Consider the following 22,652-nt stretch of genomic DNA (forward strand, 5'->3'; position numbering starts at 1 on the left):
AGGGGTGGCGAACTCCAAACCGATGGGCGGTGGCGCAGGTCACGGTCACGACCTAGCGTGAGGCGCGATGAGGCAGCGCATCGAGGACTACGGGATCGTCGGCGACCTGCGGACCGTGGCGCTGGTGGGGCGCGACGGGTCCGTCGAATGGCTGTGCCTGCCCGACATCGACGATCCCGCCTGCTTCGCCGCCCTGCTGGGTGACGAGCGGCACGGCTTCTGGCGGATCGCTCCGGCGCAGGGCGGCCCGTGCACCCGCCGCCGCTACCGCGGTGAGACGCTCGTGCTCGAGTCCGAGTGGGACACGCCCGAGGGTCACGTCCGCATCATCGATCTGATGCCGCCGCGGGGCCGCACACCGGACCTCGTCCGGATCGTCGAGGGCGTCTCCGGGCGGGTGGCCATGCGGTCCGAGATGGTCCCCCGTTTCGACTACGGGCACGTTCGCCCCTGGCTGACGGACCGCGGTGACACCCTGCTCGGCAGCCACCTGCACGGCACCGTCGGCGCGGTCGCCGGCCCGGACGCGCTGAGCCTGTCCACGCCTGTCCCGCAGGAGGTGTCCGTCGAGGACGGCGCCGTGCACTCGCGCTTCGAGGTGTCCGCCGGCGACCGGGTGGCGTTCGTCCTCACCCATCATCGCTCGCACGAGCCCGAGCCGGAACCCGTGGACCCGGAGCGCGCGCTGGCCGCGACGGTCGACCACTGGGAGGACTGGGTAGGGCGGACCCGCTACCGCGGCGAGTGGCCCGACGCGGTGCGTCGTTCACTCGTCACGCTCAAGTCGCTCACGTACGCGCCGACCGGGGGCATCGCCGCCGCGGCGACGACGTCGCTGCCCGAGACGATCGGCGGCGTGCGGAACTGGGACTACCGGTACTGCTGGTTGCGGGACGCCTCGTTCACCCTGCTCGCCCTGCTCGGCACCGGGCACACGGACGAGGCGAAGGCGTGGCGGGAGTGGCTGCTGCGTGCCGTGGCCGGCGACCCCACGCAGCTGCGCATCATGTACGGGCTCGACGGCCGACGTCGTCTGCCCGAGTCGACGCTGGACTGGCTGCCCGGCTACGAGGGCAGCGCGCCGGTGCGGATCGGCAACGGCGCGGCCTCCCAGCTCCAGCTCGACGTGTGGGGCGAGACCCTCGTCGCGCTGCACCTGGCCCGGTCCGACGAGCTCGCCGAGGACGTCGACACCTGGAACCTGCAGAAGTCGCTGCTGGACTTCCTCGAGGGCCACTGGGACGACGACGACAACGGCCTGTGGGAGGTGCGCGGGCCTCGTCGACCTTTCGTCCACTCCCGGGTGATGGCGTGGGCCGGCGTGAGCGCGATGGTCCGCGGCGTCGAGCGGTTCGGCCTCGACGGGCCGGTGGACCGGTGGCGCGCGCTGCGCGACGAGATCCGCACCGACGTCCTGACCCGCGGCTACGACGCCGAGCGCAACACCTTCACCCAGTTCTACGGCTCCGAGGGGCTCGACGCCTCGCTGCTGCTCCTGCCCCGCGTCGGGTTCCTCCCGTGGGACGACCACCGGGTGGTGGGCACGGTCGACGCCGTGCAGCGCGAGCTGAGCCACGACGGCCTCCTGCTGCGCTACCACACGCACGCCGACGACCGGGTCGACGGACTCCCCGGGGACGAGGGCACCTTCCTGGTCTGCAGCTTCTGGCTCGTCGACGCCCTGCACGGCATCGGCCGCGACGCCGAGGCACGCGCCCTCTTCGACCGGCTGCTGTCCTTGCGCAACGATCTCGGGCTGCTCGCCGAGGAGTACGACGTGCGCACCGGTCGGCAGCTCGGCAACGTCCCGCAGGCCTTCAGCCACGTGGGCCTGGTCAACTCCGCCCGCATCCTGTCCGGCATCCGGGGCCCGGGCACCGACACCGCCGGGATGCACGAGCATCCCGGCCAGTGAGGAGGACATCGTGCGTGCACTGACCGTCGTCCCCGGGCAGGCCGGCTCGCTGGCCGTCACGGACGTCAAGGACCGCTCCGCGAGCACCGACCTTCTGCTCGTCGACGGGATCGCCGTCGGCGTGTGCGGGACGGACAAGGAGATCGCCGCCGGCGAGTACGGTGCCGCGCCGCCCGGGCACGAACGCCTGATCATCGGGCACGAGTCCCTCGGTCGGGTGCGCGAGGCGCCCGCCGGCTCCGGCTACTCCCCCGGTGACCTGGTCGTCGGGGTCGTCCGCCGCCCGGACCCCGTGCCCTGCGGCGCGTGCGCCCACGGCGAGTGGGACATGTGCCGCAACGGGCTGTTCACCGAGCACGGCATCAAGGAGGTCGACGGCTTCGCCTCGCAACGGTGGACGATCGAGCCCGACCATGCCGTGCGTCTCGACCCGTCGCTCGCGGAGGTCGGCGTGCTGCTGGAGCCCACCACGGTGGTCGCCAAGGCGTGGGACCAGGTCGACAGGATCGGCGCGCGCGCCTGGTTCGACCCGCGGACGGTCGTCGTCACCGGCGCCGGGCCCATCGGCCTGCTGGCGGCGCTCATCGGGGTGCAGCGCGGACTCGACGTCCACGTGCTCGACCGCGTCACCGCCGGACCCAAGCCGACCCTGGTGCGCGACCTCGGGGCGACGTACCACACCGGCCCCCTGCCGGCGGTGGCCGACCACGTGGGAGCGGGGATCATCATCGAGTGCACGGGCGCCCCCTCTGTCGTGGTCGACTCCTTGACCTCGACCAGGCCGTACGGCATCACCGTGCTGACCGGGGTGTCGTCGGCCGGGCGGCACGTCCCGATCGATGCCGGGGCCACGAACCGCTCCCTGGTGCTGGAGAACGACGTCGTCGTGGGGTCCGTCAACGCCAACATGTCCCACTACCGCGCGGGCGCCGACGTCCTCGCCGCCGCCGACGCCGACTGGCTCGGGCGGCTGATCACCCGCCGGGTGCCCCTGGAACGTGCGACCGAGGCGTTCGAGGCCCGGCCGGACGACGTGAAGGTCGTCATCGACCTCTGATCCCCGCCGCCGGGCGGCGACACGCGCCGCGGAGGCCCGCACCGAGACGCTGCGCGGGTGCGACAGTGTGCGCATGGTCGACGAACGTGAGCTGGTCCGGGAGTTCCACACGGCGTTCGACGTGCCGGTCGGCGACGGTCCGCCGGACCTGACGCTGCCCGACGACCGGCTGCGCATGCGGTACCGCCTGGTGGCCGAGGAGTTCGCCGAGCTCACCGGGGCGATCCTCGGGCCCGTCGCGCGCGCCGTCGTCGAACGGGCCGTCGAGGACGTCGCGGGCTCCCCCACCGACGGTGCGGACCTCGTCGCGACGGCCGACGCGACCGTCGACCTGCGCTACGTGCTGCACGGCCTCGAGCTCGAGTGCGGCATCCCCGGCGACGAGGTGTTCGCCGAGGTCCACGCGTCGAACCTGGCGAAGCTCGGCCCCGACGGCACCGCCCTGCGCCGGGCGGACGGCAAGATCCTCAAGCCGTCCGGCTGGCGGCCGCCCGACGTCGCCGGGGTGCTGGCGCGGGCGACGGCGCGGGGCGTCGGCGGCGGCGTGTAGCGTGCTCCGCGACCCGGACCAATCGGTCACCGGGTCGCAGACCGGACGAAGGAGCACACGCGCCATGATGGGTGGGCACCACGCCGCCTCCGGGGCGGCCGCCTGGGTGGCGGTCACCTCCACGACCCCGATCGCGTTCGGCTGGTACCCGGTGTCCGAGGTGGGGGTGATGACCGGCGCGCTGGTCTGCGCGGGCGCCGCCCTCCTGCCGGACGCCGACCACCACAACGGCACCATCTCGCACTCGCTGCCCCCGGTGTCCGAGGCGATCACCAAGCTCGTGTCCGGACTGTCGGGCGGGCACCGCAACGGCACCCACTCGATCCTCGGCATCGCCGCGTTCACAGCCATCGCCTGGCTGGTCGGCAAGCTGTCGTTCCACACCGAGACGTTCGGCGACGTCCTCGTCGGCCCCGGCATCATGGCCGTGCTGCTCATCGCGTTCGCGGTGCGTGCCCTCAAGCTGACCGGGCAGCAGCGCTGGTGGACGTGGAGCCTGTCGATCGCGCTCGCCGCGTTCGTCGCGGTCTTCGCGCCCGAGGAGTGGTACTGGATGCCGTTCTGCGTCGGCCTCGGCTGCGCCGTGCACATCCTCGGCGACTTCCTCACCACGCGGGGGGTGCCGCTGCTCTGGCCGCTGCGGTTCCGCTCGCCGCGCTGGGTCCGTCGGCACCGCTGGCTGCCGTTCGACGACATGTGGAGCCCGAAGGGCAACCTGTCGCTGCCGATCCTCGGCGACGCCGGGTCGTGGCGCGAGTGGGTGCTCATGACCCCGGTGAGCATCTACGCCCTGGTGGGTGTCGCCTGGGCGATGCTCGACCAGATGGGCTTCGACACCCTCGGCGTGTGGGAGAGCGCGACCGCCCTCGTCGCCGGCGCCGTCGGCTGACCGCACCCCGACCCGACCGACGTCACCCGTCCGCCCGCACCCGCGCCACCGTGCGGGCGTGCTCCGCCGCGACGGCCGGGTCGGCCAGTCGCGGGTCGTCCGGCGGGCGCCCGGCCCCGACGGCGTCGAGGTAGCGCAGGTCGGCATCGATTCGTGCGGACGGCCTCCGCGTGGGCACGCCGTGCCCCGGCACCAGCACCGCGGCTCGGGCCACGTACGGGGCGATCCTGTCCAGCCCGGCCCGGTACCCCGCCAGGTCGCCGCGACCGCTGATCTCGTCGAACGGCAGCGGCACCTCGACGTCGCTCAGCAGGTCGCCCGCGAGCAGCACGCGCGCGCCCGGCAGCCACAGCGCGGCGTGACCGGGCGCGTGGGCGCCGTGCTCGACCACCTCGACGTCGGGCAGCGCACCCGCGCCGTCGGGGAGGCGATCTGCTCCGGGCGCGAGCCCTCGCACCCGCCCCAGCTGGGCGAGCACCGCGGGCGGATGGTCCGCCCCGCCGTACCGCTCGGCGTCGAGCCGCGCCTCGGCGAGCAGACGTCGCCGCTCCCGCCCGGCCGTCGCCGCCGTCGTCGCCGTCGCCCAGCGCGGCACGTCACCCAGCGCGGGATGCCAGAGCAGGTGGTCGTGGTGGGCGTGCGTCGCGAACCCCGCGACGACGGCGGCGCCGAGGTGCCGGACCTCGCGCGCGAGGCCCTCCAGCTCGTCGGGCTCCCACGCCGGGTCGACCAGCAGGCCGCACCGCCCGGTCGGACCCGGGCCGCCCAGGACGAGCGTCGTGGTGGTCGCGAGCCGGCGGCTCACCGCGACCAGCACGCCGTCGGCGACGGCCTCGAGCCTCATGGGGGCACGGTATCCGGCGCGCGGCACGTCGGCGGTCCCCCTCCGACGGCGCGCAGGTCCGGCCCGCGCAGGGCTCGGCCGTAATTCGCTGGACCGCGGTCCGGGCGCGGGCGCAGGATCGACCCCGGAGACGCGCACCGGGCGCGTCGGCGCAAGGAAGGAGGGCGACGAGATGGACGTCTTCGTCACGCACGCCCTCCCCACGGGACGGGCGACGACCCCCCTCCTCTGAGGAGCCGACGCGGCTCCTCCCCCTGCCTTGGAGCCCGATCGTGCCTCAGCACACCCCCGACCGTCAGATCCTCACCCTCGACACCGGCACGGACGCCGTCGAACCCGACCCCGACCAGCGGTGGTCGACCTGGCCGAGCATCGCCAAGGGTCAGCGCGGACCGCAGCCCCACCCCGACTGGGTCGTGACCGCTGCCGCCGCGCTCGACACCGAGCTCGGCGTCCTCAAGACCGGCAAGGAGGCCGACGTCTTCCTCGTGGAGCGCGCCGTGCCCGACGACCCGGACCGCTCGGTGCTGCTCGCCGCCAAGCGGTACCGCGACACCGAGCACCGCCAGTTCCATCGCGCCGGCACCTACACCGAGGGGCGGCGCGAGCGCCGCAGCCGTGACCAGCGCGCCGCCCAGGACCGCTCGTCGGCCTGGGGCCGTGCCGTGCGGGCGACGCAGTGGGCGGACGCCGAGTTCGCGACGCTGTGCGCCCTGTGGGAGGCGGGAGCGCCGGTCCCGTACCCGGTGCAGATCGACGGCACCGAGCTGCTGCTGGAGTTCGTCGGTCACATCGACGACTCGGGTGCCGCCGTGGCTGCGCCGCGCCTCGCCCAGTGCCGCCCGGAGCCCGACCTCCTCGCCGACTGGTACGAGCAGCTCCGCACCGCGATGGGCGTCCTGGCGCGGCTCGGCTGGGCGCACGGCGACCTGTCGCCGTACAACGTGCTCGCCGACGGTGAGCGGCTCGTCGTCATCGACCTGCCGCAGGTCGTCGACCTCGTGGCGAACCCGTTCGGCGGCGAGCTGCTGCACCGCGACTGCCGGAACATCGGCGCCTGGTTCTCTGCGCGCGGGCTGGAGGTCGACGTCGACGCCCTGTTCGCGGAGGTGTTCGCCCAGGCCTGGTGACACCGCGCGGCGCTTCCTCCGGCATCGACGACGCGAGCTGCGAGGAACCGCAGCGCCGACGTCGGCGGCCGCGCGGTTCCTCACGGTATCCAGGGCCGCCGTCGACCTCAGGAGCTGCTGAGGTCGCGGCGCAGGTGCCAGCGGGGCAGGCGCCCGCTGGTGGCGAGGGTCCCGCCCACGGTCTCGAACCCCTCGGACTCGAAGAGCGGGACGGTGCCGACGAACGCCGCGCTGACGGGCACCCGCCGGTCGGCCTCCGGCTCGACAGGAAACCCCTCGACGACGCGCCCGCCGCGGGAGCGGGCGTGCTCGACGGCACCGCGTAGCAGCGCCCGGGCGACGCCACGGCCCCGGTGTCCGACGCGGACGACGAAGCACCGCACCACCCACGTCGTCGGCCACTCCTCGGGTTCCCCGACGGGCAGCACCCGGGAGCGTTGCAGGGCGACGGCGGCGCTCCGGGGTGCCAGACCGACCCACCCGACGACGGTCGACCCGTCGACGGCCCGGTCGGTGTCGACCGGCCCCGGTCCGTCGGCACGGGCGCCGCCGCCGTCCGGCTCGTCGAGGTAGGCGAGCAACCCGGGCGGCTCGTGCGCGCAGAGCTCGCGCAGGTGCTGCTCGCGCCCGCCGACGGGCAGGCCGGGCGGCTGGCGCCAGTGCAGGCACCAGCACGCCTCCGCGCGACCGCGCGGGTTGAGCAGGGTGACGACGTCGTCGAACCGTGCGCTGGTGGCAGGTTCGATCCGGTAGGCCATGCGACGAGGGTAGGCACGACGACCGACACCCGGCCGTGACGGCTTGGGCCGGCGAGACGTGGGGGCGGTCGACACGAGCGTCGAGCCGTGCTTGTATATAAGCACCAACTTAAGGAGTAGGTCATGAGCATCGACATCGACCCCGTCGCCACGGCCGGCCTCGTCACCCGCGAGGTCCGCAGCGGTGAGCGGGACGGCACCCCCACGAAGATCGCCGTCGCCCGCCGCAGCTACACCGCCGCCCGCGGCGACGTCTGGGCAGCGGTGACCGACCCCGAGCGGATCCCGCGCTGGTTCATGCCGATCAGCGGCGACCTCGCCGAGGGCGGGCGGTACCAGCTCGAGGGGAACGCGGGCGGGACCGTCGAGCGCTGCCAGGCGCCCGAGGCGTTCGCGGTCACCTGGGAGTTCGGGGGCGGCGTCTCGTGGGTGACCGTCACGCTGCATCCCTTCGACGGCGGCACGATGCTGCAGCTCGTCCACGAGTCGCCCGTCGAGCCGGAGTTCTGGGAGCAGTTCGGGCCGGGCGCCGTCGGCGTCGGCTGGGACATGTCCCTCATGGGCCTCGGCCTGCACCTCGGCTCCGGGGAGTCGATGGACCCCGCCCAGGCCGAGGCCTGGAGCGTCTCTGCCGAGGGCAAGGCCTTCGTCGGCGCGGCGGCGGCCGGCTGGGCCGAGGCGGCCGTGGCCGACGGCGACGACGCCACCGACGCCCACGCCGCGGCCGAGCGGACTGTCGCTTTCTACACCACCGTCCCCGAGGCGTGATGTGACCCCGTCGGCGGCGGGCGGGACGCCCGTCGGAACGCCGGACGCCGTGTTCGCCGCGCTCGGCGACCCGGTGCGGCGGCGGCTGCTGATGCTGCTGCACGAGGTCGGCGAGGCCCCCGTCGGCGGGCTCGTCGCCGCCGTCCGGGCCACGACGACCATCTCCCAGCCCGCCGTCTCCCAGCACCTGCGGGTGCTGCGCGAGGCCGGTCTGGTCCGGGTGCGACCCGACGGCACCCGCCGCCTGTACGCCGTCGAACCCGCCGGGATCGACGCGGCCCGCGCGTGGCTGGCGGCCTTCACCGACCCGTTCGCCCAGCCGCTCGACGCCCTGGGGACCGAGATCGCGCGCGGCCGCCGCGAGCGCCGTCGGGCGGACGAGGTCAGCGGAAGTCCCGCGACCGGGTCGCGAGCGGCAGGCGCAGCACGGCGAGATGCTCGGCGAGCAGGTTGACCGACCCGTCGGACCGCTCGACCCGCCCCCGCACGACGAGGGCGGGGGCGCCGCGCGCCACGGTGCGGAAGCGGCGCCACAGCCCGGGCGAGCAGATGACGTTGAGCAGCCCGGTCTCGTCCTCCAGCGACAGGAACGTCACTCCCCCGGCGGTGCCGGGTCGTTGCCGGTGGGTGACGACGCCCCCGACGGCGACCCGGCGACCGGCCTCCGCCCGGGTGGCGGCCTCGACGGTGAGCACGCCCTGGTGGTCCAGGCCGGGGCGGACGTGCTCCAGCGGGGACGTGGAGTCCGGGGTGACGCCGGTCGCCCACGCGTCGGCGACGTCGACCTCGAGCGGGTCCATGCCGGGCAGCGGCGGCGCGGCCACCCCGACGCTGACGCCCGCCAGCGTGTCGGGGCCCTCCTGACCGAGCGCCCCGGCCGCCCACAGGCCTTCGCGGCGGGTGACGCCGAGGGATCCCAGGGCGCCCGCGGTGGCGAGCGCCTCCAGCCGTGCGGTGGACAGGTCGACGCGGCGGACCAGGTCGTGCAGGTCGCGGAACGGCCCGCCCTCGGCACGCGCGGCGACCATCGCGTCGGCGACGTCGGACCCGAGGCCGCGCACCGCTCCCAGGCCGAGCCGGACGGCCAGACCGGTGTCGACGTCCAGCGGGACCAGCCCGACACCGCCCTCGTCGTCCCCCTCCCCGCCGACCATGCCCTGGCGGACCGTCCGCTGCCCCGGACGGTCCGGCACCGCATGGTCGGCCGCCGTGAGGGAATGCTCGGCGGCAGGGCCCGCGGTCCCGGTCGTCCGCTCGACGCCGGCCAGGGCACCCGACGCGTTGACGTCCGGGCGCAGCACGCGCACCCCGTGGCGGCGGGCGTCGGCCACGAGGGACGCCGGGGAGTAGAACCCCATCGGCTGGGCGGCGAGCAGCCCGGCGTAGAACGCCTCGGGGGCGTGCACCTTGAGCCAGGCGGAGGCGTAGACGAGGAACGCGAACGAGTAGGCGTGCGACTCGGGGAACCCGAAGTCGGCGAACGCCTTGAGCTTGTCGTAGATCTGCTCCTGGACGTCCGGCGGCACGCCGCGCTCCGTCATCCCGGCGTACAGCCGCCCGCGCAGCGCCTCCATGCGCTCCACGGACCGCTTGGACCCCATCGCCCGGCGCAGCCGGTCCGACTCGGCCGGGCTGAAGCCCGCCACGTCGATCGCCATCTGCATGAGCTGCTCCTGGAACAGCGGCACGCCGAGGGTGCGCTTCAGCGACGGCTCCAGCAGCGGGTGCAGGTAGGTGACCGGCTGCCGGCCGCGCGACCGCTCGATGTACGGGTGCACGGACTGGCCCTGGATGGGGCCGGGCCGGATGAGCGCGACCTCCACGACGACGTCGTAGAAGCAGCGGGGCCGCAGCCGCGGCAGCGTCGCCATCTGGGCGCGCGACTCGACCTGGAACACCCCGACGGTGTCGGCGGCGCACAGCAGGTCGTACACGCGCGGGTCCTCCGGCGGCAGGGTGTGCAGCGCCAGCTCCGGCCCGCCGGTGTCCCGCACGGAGGTGAACGCGTACCGGATGGCGGTGAGCATCCCGAGGCCCAGCAGGTCGAACTTCACCAGCCCGGCGTCCGCGCAGTCCTCCTTGTCCCACTGCAGCACGGTGCGGCCCTCCATCCGTGCCCACTCCACCGGGCACACCTCGATGACGGGCCGGTCGCACATCACCATGCCGCCCGAGTGGATGCCCAGGTGCCGCGGCAGCCGCAGGAACCGGTCGGCCAGGTCCACCACCGCGGCGGGGATCTCGCCCTCCTGCTCCGCCGGCGGCGGCGCGTGCCGCGGCACGACGTCGTGCGCGTCGTCCGCCCGCCTCAGCGCGTCCCGGCCCTCCGCGTCGGCGGCCAGCGGGTCGACGGTGCGCCCCTCCCAGAGCTCTGCGACGTGCGCCTCCTTGAGCTCCCGGCGGGTCACGGGCACCTGGCCCCCTGCCCCCGCACCGGCCCCGCCGTCCGGAGCCCCCTCGGCGGCGCGCACGGCGCCCGCGGCGCGGTCCGCGGCCGGGCTCACCGGGTCGGGGCCGCGCAACGACCCCCAGCGCTCGATGGACTTGCTCCACGCGTCGGCCTGCCCGACGTCGTAGCCGAGCGCGCGGGCGGCGTCACGCACGGCGGAGCGCGGCCGGTAGGAGATGACGTTCGCGACCTGCGCGGCGTGGGTGCGGCCGAACCGGGCGTAGACGTGCTGGATGACCTCCTCGCGGCGCACCGACTCGATGTCGACGTCGATGTCCGGCGGGCCGTCCCGTTCCGGGGCGAGGAACCGCTCGAACAGCAGGCCGTGGGTCACGGCGTCGACGGCGGTGATGCCGAGCGCGTAGCAGACCGCGGAGTTCGCGGCGCTGCCCCGCCCCTGGCACAGGATGCCCTCGCGCCGGCAGAACTCCACGAGGTCGTAGACGACGAGGAAGTAGCCGGCGAACCCGAGGTCGGTGATGACGCGCAGCTCGTGATCGAGCTGTGCCCACGCTCCCGGCACCCGTTCCGCGTCCCGCGAGCCGTACCGCTGCGTGGCACCACGGCGCACCAGCTCGGCCAGCCAGCTCGCCTCGTCATGCCCGGCGGGCACCGGGTAGGGCGGCAGGTGCGGCGCGACGAGGTGCAGGTCGAACGCGCAGTCCGCGGCGAGGTCGGCCGCGGTGGTGACGGCGTGCGGGTGGCGGTGGTGCAGGCGCGCCATCTCGGCTGCCGAGCGCAGGTGCGCCGTCGGGGCACCGGGCAGCCAGCCGTCGTGGTCGTCCAGCGAGGAGCGGGCGCGCACGGCGGCGAGCGCCGCGGCGAGGTCGGCGTCGCGGGGCCGGGCGTAGTGCGCGGCGGTGGTCGCGACCAGCGGCAGGCGTGCGTCCCGGGCGAGCGCCGCGAGGGCGGCATGGCGGTCGCCGTCGCGCGGGTCGCCGGTGGCGGTGACCTCGACCGCCACGTTGTCCCGCCCGAACACGGCGACCAGGCGGTCGAGCTCGGCGCGCGCGGCCCGCAGCGGGTCGGGGCCCCCGGCGTCGAGGGCGCGACGTACGGCGCCCTTGCGGCAGCCGGACAGGACCAGCCACTGCCCGGCAGCTTCCTGCCCGAGGCGCTCGAGGTCGTAACGGGCCTTGCCCTTGACCCCCGCCTCCAGGTGGGCGGTGGCGATGGCACGGGACAGGTTCCGGTAGCCGTCCGCACCGCGGGCCAGGACGAGCAGGTGGGTGGCGCGCGGGTCCGGGACTCCGGTGGGCTCGTCGAGCACCGGGGCACCGCCGGGCACGGGGGCGGGCAGGTGCAGCTCCGCGCCGAACACCGTGGGCAGCCCGACGGCACGGGCCGCCTCGGCGAACCGCACCACCCCGTACAGGCCGTCGTGGTCGGTCAGGGCGAGCGCCTCCAGGCCCAGCCGGGACGCCTCGGCGGCGAGCTCGGCCGGGTGGCTGGCGCCGTCGAGGAAGCTGAACGCCGAGTGCGCGTGCAGCTCGGCGTACCGAGCGGGCAGGTCAGTCATAGCAGGCCTCCACCGTCCAGGTGCCCGCGGTCTGGGCGAGCAGCAGCCCGCGGCCGTCGTCGAGCACCACCTGCAGGTGCACGCGCCGCGTGCCACCGCCGTGCCACCAGCGCTCGGCGAGCGGCCAGGGCCCGGCCCAGTCGGTGACGGTGCCGGAGCCGTGCTCCCAGCGCACGGTGGCGGGCGAGCCGCTGGCGGCGAGGCGGGCGTCGACGACGACGTCGTGCCCGGCGGCGTCCAGGACACGGGCGGGCAGCGGCTCGGGCAGCACGGTGGCGGGCGCCGGGCTGGGCAGCGCGCCGGGCCACGGCCGGTCGGCGGGCCGGCCGGGGTCGGCCTCCTCCCCGAAGGGCACGAGCGCGACCCGGCTGCGGGCGTCCCGGCCGCCCTGGAGCCGCACGGCGAGCACGCCCTGCCCGCCGAGCAGGCCCTGGACCCGGTCGACCGCCTGGTGCGCGCGGGTGTCTCCCCCGGCGTCGGGACCCCACAGGCTCGGCTGGTGCGTCCCGGCGGGGGCGACGTCCTCCGCGGCGAGCGCCAGGTGCACCAGCGGGGCGACGTGCGGGGAGTCGCCGGTGCCGGTGCGGCGCAGGGCCGCGTCGGTGAGCCAGCCCTCGAGCTGCCAGCGCACGCGGTCGGTGAGGCGGGCGGCGTCGAGCCCGCCGGCGACGGCGTCGGTGCGCCACAGGCGTTCGAGCTCGCCCTCCGTGGTGCGGGCGGTGATCCGCAGGCGGGAGCAGGCCAGCCCGTGGCCGAGCAGCAGGGCGTGCAGCTCCTCGGCGAGGCGGCGGGCGGCGAACGCTGCGACGTCGACCCGGTCCGCGGGCGGGTCGAGGTCGGTCGCGACGGCGAGGTCGGCCTCGGGGCGCCGACGGGCGGGCGGGCGCTCGTCGAGGCCGCGGGCCAGCCGGTGCGCCCACGTGCCGAGGTCGCCGAAGCGGGCGGCGACGCTCGCGGGCGGCAGCGCGGCGAGGTCGCCGAGGGTGTGCAGCCCGAGCCGCCGCCACAGCCCGGCGGCGTCGCGCACCGCTGTCACGACCCCCGGGTCGCAGACGGCGTGCACGAGGTCGTCGACGGGACGGCCCGCGAGGGCGGCGGCGGACTCCCCCGGCGGCACGACGGCATCGGAGCGGGCGGCGAGGACGGCGGCGAGCAGGCCGTCGGCCACCCCCACCTGGCACTCGTGGCCCGCCTCGGCGACCGCGGCGACGAGCCGTTCGGCCAGCGCCCGCTCCGAGCCGTGGTAGCGGGCGGCGCCCGCGGCGGGCAGGAGCAGCAGGCCGGGCCGGGCGACCTCCAGCCCGGCGACGACGGTCTCCACGGCGAGCGCGACCGGTTCGAACGCGCGGGCGTCACGGGCGTCGTCGACGTCCAGCAGCACGAGGTCGGGGCAGGTCTCCTGCGCCTGACGGCGACGCATGCCGCGCCGCACCCCGGCGGTGCGGGCGACGGCGGTGGTCGCGACGACGCTGCGCCCGGCCCGGGTGCCGCCGCCGGAGCGGGCACCGAGGACGGCGGCGGGCACGTGGGCGTCGAGCCCGGCGGTGGTGAGCGCGGCCACGACCGGCCAGTCGGGGACCCAGAGCACGGCGGTGCGGGTGGTGCTCATCGGACCTCAGGCCGCCCGCAGGTGTCGTCCGCCCGGTGCCGCCGCTCCCCCGCCCGGCGGCGGCGGGAGGTGGTCGACGGCACCGAGGGGGACCTCGACGTCGATCTCCACGGGGCGCGCGACGGCACCTCGGCCGGTGCGCAGCACACGCAGGGTGCGCCGGCGCAGCCAGCCCGCACCGGCGTCGGTGCCGGTCCAGGTGCCGCCCCGGGCGTCGAGGACGACGTGCGCGCCGGGCCAGCGCTGCGTGGCCACGAGCACGACGTCGCGCTGCCGGGCGCGTGCGGCGAGACGACGGCGGTCGGCGTCCGCGAGGGCGGCGCCGGGCCCGACCACGACGACGTCCATGCCGTCGAGGAGCGCGGCCAGCACGGCGGGGGTGTCCGGTCCGGGCGCGGGGACGACGACGGTGCGCTCCAGGTCGAGGCCGGCGTCGGCGGCGGCGAGGAGCCCGACGGCGGGGGCACCGACGAGGGCGGTCCAGGAGCCGCCGCGGGACGGGACGGCGAGGAGCCCGAGGAGCAGGCTGGTGGATCCCTGGACGGCGAGCACGCCGCCCAGCGGCAGGACCCCGCCGGGCAGCAGCGGGGCCAGCGCGGGGTGGACGGGCAGGGTGGTGCGCGGCGGGGCCTGGTCCGCCGGCACGACGAGCGCCCCACGGCGCCTGCCCTGCTCACCGGCGGCCAGCGCGGCGAGCGCCCGTGCCCGGGCGGCGTCCGCGGCGGGCCTGGCCCCCGGCGCCTCGACGGCGACGCTCATGCTGCCCCCTCCCGGCGGTCGAGCTGTCGGCAGGACCGCAGCGCTTCGAACGCATGTTCGAACACCTCTAGTACACGCCCGCGGCGGAGGGGTGTCAACCGCGCTGGTGAGGGCCACGAGAGGCGCGTCGCGCGGGTCGCGCGGAGGCTTTCGCGAGGGCGACGTCGCCGGTCGTGGATCACATACCGTACAGTCGGTATGCTGGCAGGACACCGACGACGAGGAGGTCGTGACCGTGCAGATCACCGGCGCCGTGCTCGAGCGCTGCGGCGCACCCGCACCCTGGAGCGCCTCGAGGCCGTTCACCATCGGACCGCTCGACCTCGACCCCCCGGGTCCCGGCGAGATCGCCGTCCGGATCGAGGCCGCGGGCCTGTGCCACTCCGACCTGTCCGTCGTCGACGGCAACCGGGTGCGCCCCACCCCGATGCTCCTCGGGCACGAGGCCGCCGGGATCGTGGAGGCCGTCGGGGCCGACGTCGGCGCCTGCAGCGGGATCGCCGTCGGCACCCGCGTCGTCATGACGTTCCTGCCCCGCTGCGGGACGTGCGCCGCCTGCGCCACCGACGGCCGGCTGCCGTGCAGCGTCGGCTCCGCGGCGAACGCCGCCGGGGAGCTCGTCGGCGGGGCACGCCGCCTGCACCGCGACGGCGCCGACGTCCACCACCACCTCGGCGTCAGCGCGTTCGCGACCCACGCCGTCGTCTCGGCCACCTCCGTCGTGCCCGTGCCCGACGACGTCCCCGCCGACGTCGCCGCCCTGCTCGGCTGCGCCGTGCTCACCGGGGGCGGGGCCGTGCTCAACGCGGGGCGCCCCGCCCCCGGTGAGCCCGTCGTCGTCGTCGGGCTCGGCGGCGTCGGGATGGCCGCCCTGCTCGTGGCCCGCGCGCTCGGGCACGAGGTGACCGGCGTCGACACCGTGCCCGGCAAGCTCGACCTCGCCCGGGAGCTCGGCGCCGCCCGCGCCCTCACCCCCGCCGACGCCCTCGCCGACGACACCGTGCGGGCCCCCGTCGTCGTCGAGGCCGCCGGGTCGGGCCGCGCCTTCGAGACCGCGTACGCCCTCACCGCCCCCGGCGGGACGACGGTCACCGTCGGCCTGCCCGCCCCCGAAGACACCGCGACGATCGCCCCGCTGAGCCTCACCGCGCAGGCCCGCACCGTCGTCGGCTCCTACCTCGGGTCGGCCGTGCCGAACCGCGACATCCCCCGATACGTGGAACTCTGGCGAGCAGGCCGACTGCCGCTGGAACGGCTCGTCTCGGCCCGCATCGGGCTGGACGAGCTGCCCCGGGCGCTGGACCGCCTCGCCGCCGGCGAGGAGCTGCGCCAGCTCATCACCTTCGACGAGAGGAACCTCACATGACAGCCACCATCTCCCGCGTCGCGGTCGTCACCGGCGGCGCCCGCGGCATCGGCGCCGCCGTCGCCGCCCGGCTGGCCGCCGACGGCCACGCCGTGGCCGTGCTCGACCTCCTGGAGGACGTCGCGGCCGAGACCGCCGCGAAGCTCGTCGCCGACGGGCACCGCGCGATCGGCGTCGGCGTGGACGTCGCCGACGAGCAGTCCGTCGCCGACGCCGTCGCCCGCGTGGACGCCGAGCTCGGCGCCCCGACGATCCTCGTCAACAACGCCGGCATCCTGCGCGACAACCTGCTGTTCAAGATGTCCGCCGACGACTGGGATGCCGTGCTCGGGGTGCACCTGCGCGGTGCGTTCCTCATGACGCGCGCCGTCCAGGGCGGCATGGTCGAGGCCGGGTTCGGGCGCATCGTCAACCTGTCCAGCACGTCGGCGCTCGGCAACCGCGGGCAGGCCAACTACGCCGCCGCCAAGGCCGGCATGCAGGGCTTCACCAAGACGCTCGCCATCGAGCTCGGCAAGTTCGGGATCACCGCCAACGCCATCGCGCCGGGCGTCATCGCCACGGAGATGATCGCCGAGACGGCCCGCCGCGTCGGCGTACCCCTGGAGGACTTCCTGGCGCACATGGCCGCCGAGGTACCGGTCGGCCGCGTCGGGCAGCCTCAGGACATCGCCGCCGCGGCGTCGTTCTTCTGCTCCGAGGAGGCCGGGTTCACCAGCGGGCAGGTCCTCTACGTGGCGGGCGGGCCGCGCGCATGAGCGCGAGGAGCCCCCGCGCAGGGACCCCGAGGGACGAGGAGCACCGCAGCGAGGCACCGCAGCGGTCGTGCCAGAGGGCCACGGCATGAGCGCGCCGATCGTCGTCGAGAGCCCGGCGGCGCTCGCGGGCGCTGTCGGGGAGAAGGCCACGGGCGAGTGGTTCACCGTCGAGCAGCCGCGCATCACCGCGTTCGCGGACGCCACCGAGGACCACCAGTGGATCCACCTCGACGCCGAGCGTGCCGCCGCCGGGCCGTTCGGCGGCACCATCGCGCACGGGTACCTCACTCTGTCGCTGCTGCCCCGGCTCACCGGCGAGCTGGTCGAGGTGGGGCGCACGGCGATGGCCGTCAACTACGGCCTCGACAAGGTCCGGTTCCTCACGCCGGTCCCCGCCGGCGGGCGGGTCCGCGCCACGGTCGAGATCACCGGCGCCGAGCCCACCGGGCAGGGCGTCCGGCTCGCCTCGACGGTCACCGTCGAGCTGGAGGGCGCCGAGCGGCCGGCGCTGGTCGCCCAGACCCTGGCGCTCTACGTCCCGCAGCCCTGACCCTCTGCGTCGAGCATGCGACGGGGGCCCGTCCGGATCACCGGACGGGCCCCCGTCGCATGCTCGGCGGTGCTCACCGCATGGTCGACAGGGCTGGCTCAGACGCGCTCGAGCACCATCGCCATGCCCTGACCGCCGCCCACGCACATGGTCTCCAGCCCGAACCGGCCGCCGGTGGCCTCCAGCCCGTTGAGGAGCGTGGTGGTGATCCGCGCGCCGGTCATGCCGAACGGGTGCCCGACGGCGATGGCGCCGCCGTGCACGTTCAGCCGGTCCTCGTCGACGCCCAGCTCGCGCGCCGACGGCAGGACCTGCGCGGCGAACGCCTCGTTGATCTCCACGAGGTCCATGTCGTCGATCGACAGCCCCGCGCGGGCCAGCGCCTGCCGGCTCGCCTCCACCGGGCCGAGACCCATGATCTCGGGCGACAGCCCCGTCACGCCGGTCGAGACGATGCGGGCCAGGGGCTGCAGGCCGAGCTCCTCGACGACCCGGTCCGAGACGATCACCAGCGCCGCGGCGCCGTCGTTGAGAGGGCACGCGTTGCCCGCCGTCACGGTGCCGTCCGGACGGAACACCGGCTCCAGCGCGGCCAGCTTCTCGACCGTCGTCCCGGCCCGCGGGCCGTCGTCGGCGGCCACGACCGTCCCGTCCGGCAGCGTCACCGGCGTGATCTCGCGGGACCAGAACCCGTCCGCGACCGCCTGGACGGCGCGCTGCTGGGAGCGCGCGGCGAACGCGTCCTGCTCGGCGCGGGTGATGCCGTGCACGGAGGCGAGGTTCTCCGCCGTCTGCCCCATGGCGATGTACGCGTCGGGCAGCAGACCGTCAGCGCGCGGGTCACGCCACGCCTCGGCGCCGCCGACGGCGCGCTTGGCGGTGCGTTCGGTCGCGTCGGCGAACCGGGGGTTCTCCAGTTCCTGCCCCACGATGTAGTCCGACGAGCCCTTGACCATGCGGCTGACGGACTCGGCGCCCGCGGAGACGAAGACGTCCCCCTCCCCCGCCTTGATGGCGTGGAAGGCCATCCGGGTGGACTGGACGCTGGACGAGCAGTACCGGGTCACGGTGGTGCCCGGGACGCCGTCGAGCCCGAGCAGGACGGCGACGATCCGTCCCATGTTCATCCCCTGCTCGCCACCGGGCAGGCCGCAGCCGAGGATCAGGTCGTCGATGCGCGCCGGGTCGAGGGCGGGCACCTGGGCGAGCGCCGCCTCCACCATCCGGGCGGCGAGGTCGTCGGCGCGCAGGTCGCGCAGCAAGCCCTTGTAGGCCCGCCCGATCGGCGAACGGGCGGTGGCCACGATGTAGGCCTCGGTCATGATGAAAAGTCCTCTCTCAGACGAGTTCGTGTCGCGCGTGTCTTCGGTTCCGCGTCACACGAAGGCCGCGTGGCCGGTGATGGAGCGGCCGACGATGAGGTGGTTCATGTCGCGCGTGCCCTCGAAGGTGTAGACGGCCTCGGCGTCGGCGAAGTAGCGGGCCACGCCGGTGTCGAGGGTGATGCCGTTGCCGCCGCAGACCTCACGGGCGAGCGCGACGGTCTCCCGCATGCGCGTGGTGACGAACGCCTTGGCGAGCGCGGCGTGCTGGTCGCGCTGGGTGCCCTCGTCCTGCATCTGAGCGACCCGGACGCACAGGCCGATGCTGGCGGTGATGTTGCCGAGCGCCGTGGCGAGCTTGTCCTGGACGAGCTGGTAGGAGGCGATCGGGTGGCCGAACTGCTCGCGCTCCTTGGTGTACGTCACGGCGGCCTCGTAGGCGCCGATCATCGTGCCGAGGGCCTGCCAGGAGACCCCGTCCCGCGTCACCCGGAGCACGTTCGCGAGGTCGCGGAAGCTGTCGATCCGCTGCAGGCGGTCCGCCTCGGCGACCTCGACGTTCTCCAACGAGATGTCGGCGTTCTGCACGATGCGCAGCGACTGCTTGCGCTCGATCTTGGTGGCGGTGAAGCCCGGGGTGCCCTGGCGCACGAGGAAGCCCTTGACCTGGTCGTCGGCGGTGTCCTTCGCCCAGATCACGACGACGTCGGCGAAGGTGGCGTTGCCGATCCATCGCTTCGCTCCGTTGAGCACCCAGGTGTCGCCGTGGCGGGTCGCGGTGGTGCGCAGTCCGCGGGCGGTGTCGGAGCCGGACAGCGGCTCGGTGAGCCCGAACGCCCCGATGACGTCGCCGTCGGCCATGGGCGGGAGCCACTGCGCCCGCTGCTCGGGCGATCCGCCGAGGCCGATCGAGCTCATCGCGAGCCCGCTGGAGACCCCGATGAACGTGCAGAACGAGGAGTCCACGCGGGCCAGCTCCATGCCGACCCAGCCGCGGAAGACCGCCGAGTTCTCGAACCGGGACGTCTCGTCCCAGGCGGCGCCGACGGAGCCGAGCTCGGCGAACGGCTTGAACAGGTGGACGGGGCACTCGGCCCGTTCCCAGTAGTCGTCGGCCAGGGGCCGCACCTCGCGCTCCATGAAGTCCCGGACGCGCGCCACGGCGTCCTGCTCGACGGGCGTCAGCAGGTCCTGGAAGCCGTAGAAGTCGGCGTCCAGCCGGTCGGGTACCGCGGGTGCGGGAGCCGGCGGGGTGGTGAGAGTCATGTCGCTCCGATCGTCGTCGATCTCGTGATGCCAGTGTGCATCATTCTCGATTATGTTGCACCACCCGAGGCCTTCGGCGCTAGGCTGCGTTCATGCTCACCGCGACCGGCGAGATCGCCGACGTCGGCCTCCGGGCCGCTCCCACGAGGCTCTCGAACCGCCTGGCCCCCGGGGTGCACCCCGACGCGCTGCGCGCGTTCGAGCACGCCCGCGAGACCTTCGTCGCGGGGCGTCGGATCGACATGGGTGGCCTCGCGACCGAGCTCGGCGTCGACCGGACGTCGGTCTTCCGCTGGGTCGGCAACCGCGACGCGCTGCTGGCCGAGGTCCTCTGGTCGCTGGCCGTGCCCACGCTCGTCCAGGCGCGCCGCGCCGCGGCCGACGCCGGCCACGAGGGCGCCGAGCACGTCGCGACCCTGCTGACCCGCTTCGCCACCGACCTCATCCGCGCGGACTACTTCCGCGACTTCCTCGCCCGGGAGCCGGCCCGCGCCCTGCGGCTGCTCACCACCACGGCGAGCCCCGTCCAGCACCGGTACGTCGCGACCGTCGAGCACCTCGTGCGCGCCCACCTCGGGCCCCTGCCGTTCGACGGCGCCATCGACCCGCACGCCCTGGCCTACCTGCTCGTGCGGGTGTCCGAGTCCTTCACCTACGCCGACCTCATCGCCGGCGAGGACCCGAGCCCCGACGCCGCCGGGTCGGCGTTCCGCCACCTGCTGCGCGTCTGACCCGGCCGGGTGCGGCGGCGCCGTGACGCACCGGTCGGCCGCCCGTCCACCGTCCACCCGCCCGACCCGAGAGGACCCCGATGCCCCGCCCCCGCCACCCGTTCGCCCTGCGCTGGAACGACAACGACCAGTACGGGCACGTCAACAACACCGTCTACTACCAGGCGATGGACACCGCGGTGAACACGTGGATGATCCGCGAAGCAGGCCTCGACCCCGCCGGCGACGTCCGCGGGTACTGCGTCGCGTCGTCCTGCGAGTTCCGCGCCCCCGCCTCCTACCCCGACGACCTGGAGGTCCTCGTGGGGGTCGCCCGGGTGGGCACGACCAGCATCACCTGGGACCTGCCGATCGTGCGGGCCGGCGACGACGAGCCGCTCGCGCACGGCCGCTTCACCCACGTGTTCGTCGACGCGGCCACGCAGCGGCCGGTGCCGGTGCCGACGGCGATCCGGGCGGCCGTCGAGGAGCACCTCGGCGCACCCGTCGGCTGATCAGCGCGCGTCCCACCACCGCAGCGCCAGGGTGCCGGTGAGGGTCAGCCACGGCGACGGCTCCCCCACCGGGACGTCGACCTCGAACCAGACGTCGCCCGCGTGCCGGTGCTCGCGGGCCCAGGTGCCGTCGTCGCGGCGCGCCCCGCGGACCACGTCGACGGCGTCGGCGAGACGCCCGTCGGGCGCCGTGCCGTCGTGGGCGGCGGCGCGGCGGAAGTGGTCCAGGGCTCGCAGCACGCTGTAGTCGCCGCGGTACGGGTACTCGAACCGGCGCACCCAGGGCCCCACGACCTCACCGGTCGACAGCCGGTACATCAGCCGCCGGGCCAGCAGGTACTCCTCGCCCGCACGACGCGCCTCCCGGGCGCGGGCGTCGCCGCCCACGAGCTGCTCGTGGTCCAGCAGGCCGGACACCACGTTGAGCGTGGACCAGAACGACGACACCTGCGCGCCGTCGACCCACGAGCAGTTCCACCCGCCGTCGGGCATCCGGCCCCCCGCCGGCCCGACGAGCCGCTCCAGGATCGCGCCGACGTCGACGCCGAGCCAGTCGCCGTTGGCGAGCGTGAAGGCGTTGATGCAGCAGTCGACCTCGCCCTCCCAGTAGGGCAGGTCGTCGTACTCCCAACGGCAGTGGCGGGCCAGGAGGCCCGGGGTGTCCCGCTCGAGCAGCACCACGGGGTCCAGGCCCCACTCGCGCAGCGAGCTCAGCGACCAGGTGGTCGCGGTCCACGGCTGCGGCACCTCGCCCTGGACCGCGAACCACTCCTGGCCACCCGGGAAGAACGCGCCTCGCGCCCACCGGCCGTCGGGATCCTGATGCGCGAGGAGCCGGGCGCCGAAGCCCTCGGTCGCGACGCGCGCCCTCGTCGCCCGCCAGGCGGCGTCGTCCAGCCCCAGCAGGTCGCGCTCGACCTGCCAGCGCAGTGCCGGGTCCGACTCCAGCAGCCACTGCGTGGGCACGCTCATCCGGCGATCGTACGGCGAGGTCACGCCGTGTGCTCCAGGACCGCGGGGAGCAGCCGCCCCCAGGTGTGCGGCGGCGGGACCTGGTGACCTGTCCGGGCCAGGACGAGCAGCCGCGCCCCGGGGATCTCGGCGGCGAGCCGTTCCCCGTGCCCGGGGAAGAGCGGGTCACGGTCCCCGTGGACCACGAGCGTCGGCGCCCCGATGTCGGCCAGGGCTCCTCGGACGGGCGGCCCCGGTGCCAGGGTCGCGTGGTTCGCGGACGCCGCCGGGTCGATGCTCCGGTGCACGGCGCGACGCGCGATCGCGCGCGTGCGCTGCTCGTCGAAGCGCCCGCCCGCCGTGAGCAGGCGGTCCTCGCGGACCGCCGCCTCCACGGCCGCGGCCTCCCCGGGACCGGGACCCGGGCCGCCCCAGAGGTCCGCCAACCCGGGTGCCGGTCCGGGGAGCGGTGTGCCGTCCGACCGGTCGAGCGCGGCGGACGTCGAGATCAGCGTGAGCGACGCGACGCGCCCGGGGTGCTCGACCGCCAGCTCCTGGGCGATGCCGCCGCCCATCGACAGCCCGACCAGGTGGGCCCGGTCGACCTGCAGGGCGTCCAGGACGCGCAACGGGTCCTCGGCCAGGTCGCGGGCCGTGTACCCGGGGTCGCCGGGCGCCCCCGTCGTCGACCGCCCGGTGTCGCGGTGGTCGTAGCGCACGACCCGCCGCCCGCCGTCGGCCAGCGCGACGCAGAGGTCCGTGGGCCACCAGTCCATCGAGGCACCCATCCCGCCGATCAGGATCATCGTCGGCCACGCCGGGGCGCCGACGGCCTGGTAGCACAGGCGCACACCGTCCTGCTCGGCGAACCGTTCCGGACCGAGGGCCTCGCCGTCGGCCGCGCCGATGCGAACCCTTCGGCCGTCGTCGTGGGACGTCACACGTCACCTCCTCCGCGCACTGTCGG

The 22,652-nt window shown here is 75.3% G+C and carries 21 protein-coding genes; 12 read left to right on the top strand and 9 right to left on the bottom strand.

Translation table 11 applies throughout. The features are described 5' to 3' along the window. Window positions 1–67 precede the first annotated feature (67 nt). The 4 genes from I598_RS04010 to I598_RS04025 all read left to right on the top strand — a co-directional run bounded on the left by I598_RS04010 (window position 68) and on the right by I598_RS04025 (window position 4,411). The gene (locus I598_RS04010) at window positions 68–1,915 is read left to right on the top strand and encodes a glycoside hydrolase family 15 protein (protein ID WP_068201479.1); all 1,848 of its coding nucleotides are present in this window, start codon (window positions 68–70) and stop codon (window positions 1,913–1,915) included. Window positions 1,916–1,925: 10 nt separating this feature from the next. Beyond that, window positions 1,926–2,972 (top strand): glucose 1-dehydrogenase, encoded by a 1,047-nt coding sequence (locus I598_RS04015; RefSeq protein WP_068201480.1) that lies wholly within the window; start codon window positions 1,926–1,928, stop codon window positions 2,970–2,972. A gap of 73 nt (window positions 2,973–3,045) precedes the next feature. After that, on the top strand, window positions 3,046–3,522 hold the full coding sequence (locus I598_RS04020) for a pyrophosphohydrolase domain-containing protein (protein ID WP_068201483.1): 477 nt from the start codon (window positions 3,046–3,048) through the stop codon (window positions 3,520–3,522). Window positions 3,523–3,586: 64 nt separating this feature from the next. Next, a complete protein-coding gene (locus I598_RS04025) occupies window positions 3,587–4,411 on the top strand; it encodes a metal-dependent hydrolase (protein ID WP_068201485.1) in 825 nt (274 codons plus the stop codon). A 22-nt stretch (window positions 4,412–4,433) separates the two neighbouring features. On the opposite strand, the gene I598_RS04030 is transcribed toward I598_RS04025, so the two are convergent. After that, the gene (locus I598_RS04030) at window positions 4,434–5,255 is read right to left on the bottom strand and encodes an MBL fold metallo-hydrolase (protein ID WP_068201492.1); all 822 of its coding nucleotides are present in this window, start codon (window positions 5,253–5,255) and stop codon (window positions 4,434–4,436) included. A gap of 272 nt (window positions 5,256–5,527) precedes the next feature. On the opposite strand from I598_RS04030, the gene I598_RS04035 reads away from it, so the two are divergent. Continuing rightward, window positions 5,528–6,385, top strand: coding sequence for a serine protein kinase RIO (locus tag I598_RS04035; protein WP_232314257.1), 858 nt, complete (start codon window positions 5,528–5,530; stop codon window positions 6,383–6,385). Window positions 6,386–6,492: 107 nt separating this feature from the next. On the opposite strand, the gene I598_RS04040 is transcribed toward I598_RS04035, so the two are convergent. After that, window positions 6,493–7,143: a GNAT family N-acetyltransferase gene (locus I598_RS04040; protein ID WP_068201494.1), complete on the bottom strand. Its 651-nt coding sequence runs from the start codon at window positions 7,141–7,143 to the stop codon at window positions 6,493–6,495. Window positions 7,144–7,266: 123 nt separating this feature from the next. On the opposite strand from I598_RS04040, the gene I598_RS04045 reads away from it, so the two are divergent. Together I598_RS04045 and I598_RS04050 are read left to right on the top strand one after the other, a co-directional pair. Continuing rightward, entirely contained in the window at window positions 7,267–7,911 is a 645-nt protein-coding gene (locus tag I598_RS04045; RefSeq protein WP_068201498.1) for an SRPBCC family protein, read from the top strand. A gap of 1 nt (window position 7,912) precedes the next feature. Continuing rightward, complete coding sequence (locus I598_RS04050; protein ID WP_083972857.1) at window positions 7,913–8,365, top strand: ArsR/SmtB family transcription factor; 453 nt, start codon at window positions 7,913–7,915, stop codon at window positions 8,363–8,365. Here the strand turns inward: I598_RS04050 and I598_RS04055 are convergent. From I598_RS04055 to I598_RS04065, 3 genes are read right to left on the bottom strand one after another with little or no spacing between them, the layout of a single operon-like run. Next, window positions 8,295–11,879 carry a PHP domain-containing protein gene (locus I598_RS04055; protein ID WP_068201499.1) on the bottom strand — a complete coding sequence of 1,195 codons (3,585 nt, stop codon included), beginning with the start codon at window positions 11,877–11,879 and terminating at the stop codon, window positions 8,295–8,297. The genes I598_RS04050 and I598_RS04055 overlap by 71 nt on opposite strands. Beyond that, window positions 11,872–13,488 (bottom strand): Y-family DNA polymerase, encoded by a 1,617-nt coding sequence (locus I598_RS04060; RefSeq protein ID WP_068201500.1) that lies wholly within the window; start codon window positions 13,486–13,488, stop codon window positions 11,872–11,874. The genes I598_RS04055 and I598_RS04060 overlap by 8 nt, the downstream gene beginning before the upstream one ends. Before the next feature lie 6 nt (window positions 13,489–13,494). Beyond that, window positions 13,495–14,247 carry a hypothetical protein gene (locus I598_RS04065; protein WP_068201502.1) on the bottom strand — a complete coding sequence of 251 codons (753 nt, stop codon included), beginning with the start codon at window positions 14,245–14,247 and terminating at the stop codon, window positions 13,495–13,497. Window positions 14,248–14,482: 235 nt separating this feature from the next. Here I598_RS04065 and I598_RS04070 point away from each other — a divergent pair, with 235 nt between their 5' ends. The 3 genes from I598_RS04070 to I598_RS04080 all read left to right on the top strand — a co-directional run bounded on the left by I598_RS04070 (window position 14,483) and on the right by I598_RS04080 (window position 16,921). After that, window positions 14,483–15,613, top strand: a complete 1,131-nt coding sequence (locus I598_RS04070) for a zinc-binding dehydrogenase (RefSeq protein WP_068204897.1) — start codon at window positions 14,483–14,485, stop codon at window positions 15,611–15,613. Next, window positions 15,610–16,371: an SDR family oxidoreductase gene (locus I598_RS04075; RefSeq protein WP_198155746.1), complete on the top strand. Its 762-nt coding sequence runs from the start codon at window positions 15,610–15,612 to the stop codon at window positions 16,369–16,371. Before I598_RS04070 ends, I598_RS04075 begins: the two co-directional genes overlap by 4 nt. 85 nt (window positions 16,372–16,456) lie before the next feature. Continuing rightward, window positions 16,457–16,921 (top strand): MaoC family dehydratase, encoded by a 465-nt coding sequence (locus I598_RS04080; protein WP_068201504.1) that lies wholly within the window; start codon window positions 16,457–16,459, stop codon window positions 16,919–16,921. A 98-nt stretch (window positions 16,922–17,019) separates the two neighbouring features. Here the strand turns inward: I598_RS04080 and I598_RS04085 are convergent, their stop codons facing one another. Beyond that, window positions 17,020–18,243 carry an acetyl-CoA C-acetyltransferase gene (locus I598_RS04085; RefSeq protein ID WP_068201505.1) on the bottom strand — a complete coding sequence of 408 codons (1,224 nt, stop codon included), beginning with the start codon at window positions 18,241–18,243 and terminating at the stop codon, window positions 17,020–17,022. Window positions 18,244–18,297: 54 nt separating this feature from the next. Then, the gene (locus I598_RS04090; protein ID WP_068201507.1) at window positions 18,298–19,509 is read right to left on the bottom strand and encodes an acyl-CoA dehydrogenase family protein; all 1,212 of its coding nucleotides are present in this window, start codon (window positions 19,507–19,509) and stop codon (window positions 18,298–18,300) included. A 92-nt stretch (window positions 19,510–19,601) separates the two neighbouring features. On the opposite strand from I598_RS04090, the gene I598_RS04095 reads away from it, so the two are divergent. Then, the gene (locus I598_RS04095; protein WP_068201514.1) at window positions 19,602–20,240 is read left to right on the top strand and encodes a QsdR family transcriptional regulator; all 639 of its coding nucleotides are present in this window, start codon (window positions 19,602–19,604) and stop codon (window positions 20,238–20,240) included. A gap of 80 nt (window positions 20,241–20,320) precedes the next feature. Further along, complete coding sequence (locus tag I598_RS04100; protein WP_068201516.1) at window positions 20,321–20,734, top strand: acyl-CoA thioesterase; 414 nt, start codon at window positions 20,321–20,323, stop codon at window positions 20,732–20,734. Here I598_RS04100 and I598_RS04105 read toward each other — a convergent pair whose 3' ends face one another. Beyond that, window positions 20,735–21,706: a squalene cyclase gene (locus I598_RS04105; RefSeq protein WP_068204901.1), complete on the bottom strand. Its 972-nt coding sequence runs from the start codon at window positions 21,704–21,706 to the stop codon at window positions 20,735–20,737. 20 nt (window positions 21,707–21,726) lie between these two features. Then, window positions 21,727–22,626: an alpha/beta fold hydrolase gene (locus I598_RS04110; RefSeq protein WP_198155747.1), complete on the bottom strand. Its 900-nt coding sequence runs from the start codon at window positions 22,624–22,626 to the stop codon at window positions 21,727–21,729. Window positions 22,627–22,652 lie beyond the last annotated feature (26 nt).

This window comes from Isoptericola dokdonensis DS-3 (assembly GCF_001636295.1).
Classification (GTDB): domain Bacteria; phylum Actinomycetota; class Actinomycetes; order Actinomycetales; family Cellulomonadaceae; genus Isoptericola; species Isoptericola dokdonensis.